The organism is uncultured Novosphingobium sp. (genome assembly GCF_964277725.1).
Lineage (GTDB): Bacteria > Pseudomonadota > Alphaproteobacteria > Sphingomonadales > Sphingomonadaceae > Novosphingobium > Novosphingobium fluoreni.
Window position 1 is genome coordinate 1 of the sequence record NZ_CAXYKL010000254.1, and the last position, 4,347, is coordinate 4,347.

General features: G+C 62.8%; 5 protein-coding genes and 1 pseudogene. 4 read left to right on the forward strand and 2 right to left on the reverse strand.

Going from position 1 to position 4,347, the window contains the following annotated elements; genetic code table 11:
• The first annotated feature begins 104 nt into the window (after positions 1 to 104).
• The gene (locus ACHWRX_RS14030; RefSeq protein WP_058735493.1) at positions 105 to 782 is read left to right on the forward strand and encodes a response regulator transcription factor; all 678 of its coding nucleotides are present in this window, start codon (positions 105 to 107) and stop codon (positions 780 to 782) included.
• A 91-nt stretch (positions 783 to 873) separates the two neighbouring features.
• Positions 874 to 2,190, forward strand: a complete 1,317-nt coding sequence (locus tag ACHWRX_RS14035; RefSeq protein WP_082667835.1) for a HAMP domain-containing sensor histidine kinase — start codon at positions 874 to 876, stop codon at positions 2,188 to 2,190.
• Between the two features lie 21 nt (positions 2,191 to 2,211).
• On the opposite strand, the gene ACHWRX_RS14040 is transcribed toward ACHWRX_RS14035, so the two are convergent.
• Positions 2,212 to 2,538, reverse strand: coding sequence for a chorismate mutase (locus tag ACHWRX_RS14040; RefSeq protein WP_058735534.1), 327 nt, complete (start codon positions 2,536 to 2,538; stop codon positions 2,212 to 2,214).
• 90 nt (positions 2,539 to 2,628) lie between these two features.
• Between ACHWRX_RS14040 and ACHWRX_RS14045 the strand changes: the two genes are divergently transcribed.
• On the forward strand, positions 2,629 to 3,642 hold the full coding sequence (locus ACHWRX_RS14045) for a polyprenyl synthetase family protein (protein WP_394659650.1): 1,014 nt from the start codon (positions 2,629 to 2,631) through the stop codon (positions 3,640 to 3,642).
• A gap of 92 nt (positions 3,643 to 3,734) precedes the next feature.
• Here the strand turns inward: ACHWRX_RS14045 and ACHWRX_RS14050 are convergent, their stop codons facing one another.
• Positions 3,735 to 3,941 (reverse strand): hypothetical protein, encoded by a 207-nt coding sequence (locus ACHWRX_RS14050; protein ID WP_288416435.1) that lies wholly within the window; start codon positions 3,939 to 3,941, stop codon positions 3,735 to 3,737.
• A 128-nt stretch (positions 3,942 to 4,069) separates the two neighbouring features.
• On the opposite strand from ACHWRX_RS14050, the pseudogene ACHWRX_RS14055 reads away from it, so the two are divergent.
• A pseudogene (locus ACHWRX_RS14055) lies at positions 4,070 to 4,347 on the forward strand (ATP-dependent helicase HrpB); the annotation flags it as partial.

Genomic DNA, 4,347 nt, shown 5'->3' on the forward strand with positions numbered 1-4,347 from the left:
CCTTTAAACTCGGGGGCGAGCGACGAGGAGACGGAACTGTGGGCTTCCTTGACCATTCTGCGCATTCGGCCCATTTCAATCCCCTACCTGAGGGAGAGACGGATTTGCGCATCCTGATCGTCGAGGATGAACCTACGCTCGGCAACCAGCTCAAGAACACTCTTGAGCAAACCGGCTATGCCGTCGACTTGTCGACCGACGGCGAAGACGGGCACTTCATGGGCTCGACCGAAGAATACGACGCGGTGATCCTCGATCTCGGCTTGCCCGAGATCGACGGCCTCACCGTGTTGGGCATGTGGCGCAAGGAAGGCCGGAACTTTCCGGTGCTGGTGCTGACGGCTCGTGATTCCTGGTCGGACAAAGTCGCCGGGCTGGACGCAGGTGCGGATGATTACCTCGCCAAGCCTTTCCAGACCGAGGAACTGATCGCACGCCTGCGCGCGCTGATTCGTCGCGCCTCGGGTAACACTTCCAGCGAATTGATCGCCGGCGACGTTCGGCTCGATACTCGGTCTGGGCGGGTGACCCTGGCCGGTGAGCCGGTGAAGATGACGGCGCAGGAATACAAGCTGCTGGCCTATCTGATGCACCACAAGGGCAAGGTGGTCAGCCGCACTGAACTGATCGAGCATATCTACGATCAGGATTTTGACCGCGATTCCAACACGATCGAGGTCTTTGTCACGCGCATCCGCAAGAAGCTGGGTGCAGACGTGATCACGACGATCCGCGGCCTTGGCTACAGCCTCGACGACCCTGCCGACCAGCCCCGCGGCTGAGGTCTCCTCGGAGGAGGCGCGGATAGCGGCTGAGGGTGCGGCACACGTGCGTGCGCGGCGGCCGCGCGGTACGGGATCGCTGGCGCGGCGCATGATGCTGATCGCGGCGGGATGGATATCCATCCTGCTGCTGATCGGCGGCATGTTTCTGGATCGCACGCTGACTTCACAAGTCACGCGAAGTTTCGACGAGCAACTGGGCTACATGCTGACCGGCATGATCGGCTCGGCCGAGATCGGGCCGGACGGTGAGGTGTTCTTCAATCGGCCCCTGGGCGATCAGCGATTCCTGGAGCCCAACAGCGGTCTGTATTGGCAGATTCGCGGAAAGGGGCATGAGGACTTTCCCTCCCGCTCTTTGTGGGATCGCAGTCTTCAAGTGCCGGATGGCCACTTCGACAGTGAGCCGCACACATACGACAGCAGCCAATTCAGCGGCGAGCCGCTGCGGATCATGGAGCGCTCGATCATCCTGCCCGGTAGCAACACCGAATGGATGTTCACGGTGGCCGCCAGTCGCGTGCAATTGAATGATCAGATCAAGTCGATCCGATCTATCCTGTTCTACAGCTTCTTTTTTCTAGGTCTGGGCCTGCTGGCTATGGCCGGACTGCAGACGTGGTATGGCCTTTTCCCGCTGCGCCACGTGCGGCGTGCGATCCGCCGCCTGCGCACCACCGGCGCGGCCAAGGTGACCGAGCCTTTGCCAACCGAAGTCCAGCCCTTGGTCGAGGAACTTAATGCTTTGCTCGAGCATACCGACCGCCAGGCGCAAGAGGCGCGGACGCATGCCGGAAACCTCGCGCACGCGCTGAAGACGCCGCTGACGGTGGTGATGAACGCGGCCACCGCGCGAGCCCCCGATCTGGGCGATACCGTGATCCGGGAGGCGGCGGTGATGCGCCGCCAGGTCGATCACCACTTGGCGCGCGCGCGCGCGGTGGGGCGTCGCGCCGCCGGGCTTTCGCGGGCAGGCGTATGGCCCAGCCTGGAGGCGGTGCTGCGCGCGGTGGAGCGATTGTACGGATCGACTCGCTTTGACCTTGCCGGCAACCGCGAGGCGCAGGTTGCTCTGGAGAAGCAGGATCTGGAAGAATTGCTTGGCAACGTGATCGAGAATGCGGCCAAGTACGGTGGCGGCAGTGTTTTCGTGACGGTGGACGAAACCAAGGACCCGCAATGGTGCGAGATCTGGATCGAGGATGACGGCATGGGAATCCCCGAAGCAGAGCGGACGCGGATTTTCGATCGCGGCGCGCGGCTCGACACCGGCAAGCCGGGCACGGGGCTTGGGCTGGCGATCGTTCGCGATGTCGCTGAGATCTATGGCGGCTCGGTCGTACTGGATGAGAGCGAGGATCTGGGCGGATTGTTGCTCAAGCTCAGGCTGCCAAGGGCGGTGGCCTGACGGTCGATCAACAGCTCCGCTCTAGTTGGCCGCCTTGGCCTTTTCATGGTGGCGGATCACTTCGTCGATGATGAAGCGCAGCAGCTTCTCGCCGAAATCCGGGTCTAGTTGCGCTTCCTCGGCCAGCTTACGCAAGCGGGCGATCTGGCGCTCTTCGCGGCCCGGGTCGGAGGCGGGCAGGTCGGTCGTCGCCTTGTAGGCACCGACAGCCTGGGTAATGCGAAAACGCTCCGCCAGAATGTGGATCAGCGCGGCATCGATATTGTCGATACTCTTGCGATAGCCCGCCAGCACGGGATCGGTGGTGGCAACGGTGCCGGCATCGTCGGTGATCGGGGACTGGCTCATGGCATCCGCCGCTAGCATGGTCGCAAATGCAATTCCACTCGCGGCTTTCGCGCTTGCCATGTCGCACCCCAGCCGCCATGTCGCACCGCAATGAGCGCCGATGTTGTCCCCCTGCGCCCGCGCGCAGAACCCTCGCTTTCCCCCATGCTTGCGTTGACCGCGCAGGGCATGAACAGCGTCAATGCCGTGATCCTGGATCGGATGCAGAGCGAGGTGCCGTTGATTCCGGCGCTGGCGGGGCATTTGATTTCAGGCGGCGGCAAACGCTTGCGCCCAATGCTGACCGTGGGCGGGGCCGAGCTATGCGGCTACCAGGGGACCCGGCACCACAAGCTGGCCGCCGCCGTGGAATTCATTCACACCGCCACTTTGCTGCATGATGATGTGGTCGATGGATCGGATCTGCGCCGGGGCAAGGCGGCTGCCAACATCGTCTTTGGCAATCCCGCCACCGTGCTTGTGGGCGATTTCCTCTTCACCCGCGCCTTTGAGCTGATGGTGGAGGACGGTAGCCTCAAGGTGCTGAAGATCCTGTCCGGCGCATCGTCGATCATAGCCGAGGGCGAGGTCGACCAGCTCGTCGCCCAGCGGCATGTCGACACGAGTGAAGAGCGCTATCTTTCGATCATCGGATCGAAGACCGCCGCATTGTTCGCCGCCGCCACGCGCATCGCCGCCGTCGTTGCCGAGAAGAGCGAAGCGGAGGAGCGCGCCTTGGACGCCTACGGTCGCAACCTGGGGATTGCCTTCCAGCTGGTGGACGATGCCATCGACTATGATTCCGAGGCGGAGGAAAGCGGCAAGGGCAAGGGCGATGATTTCCGCGAGGGGAAAATGACCCTGCCGGTGATCTTGGCCTATGCGCGCGGTTCGGCCGAGGAGCGCAAGTTCTGGCAGGAAGCGATCGCGGGGTTCCTGACCGAGGACGAGGATCTGGCTCACGCCGTCAAGCTGATCAACCGGCATGGCTGTGTCGATGCCACCCGTGAGCGGGCAAGGTATTATGCGCAGCGCGCAATCGACGCGATCGCGGTGTTCCCACCCAGCGCGGCGCGAGACGCCATGGCGGAAGCGGCGCTGTTCGCGGTCGCCCGGCGATACTAGGCGATCGTTTCGCTCGCCGTCACATCGCGGATGCCATCACGAAAAAGGGGGCGCAAAACGCCCCCTTTTCTCTTTTGCTCTGAGACGAAAAATTATTTCTCCTCTTCCTCGTCCTCATCAACTTCAAGCACCTCTTCCTCATCGCTGTCGAGGGCTTCGTCGATAGCTTCGGAAATCAGGTCCAGTGCGTCGTAGTCAGCTGTAAATTCTGTGGTTTCGCCTGAAGCGTCCTCGATCGTGATGCGATAATCCTCGCCCTTACGGACGATATTGAATGTCGCCAATTCCCGTATTGCCATGCCTGCTCTCCGATCGTCTGGAAGGTTCGGTGCGCTAACCAAGCCTGGCCCGTTTAGTTGCAGGCGGATCGATCTATAGCGACGAAAGCCCGATTGGTTTGCGATGCGCCGCCCCGGTGCAAATCCTCATGTCATCGGCTAGGGCCATCCAGGTGACAGACCTGCCGATCCACGCCGTACTTCCCGAACTGCTCTCCACCCTCGATGGGGAAGGCGCCGCCGTGCTGATCGCGCCCCCTGGAGCGGGCAAGACCACCGCCGTCGCCCCCGCGCTGCTGAACCGGGACTGGTGCACCGGGACGGTGATCCTGCTTTCGCCGCGCCGGGTGGCGGCCCGCGCCGCAGCGGAGCGCATGGCGGAAACCACTGGCGAGAAGGCGGGAGAGACGATCGGCTACCTTACTCG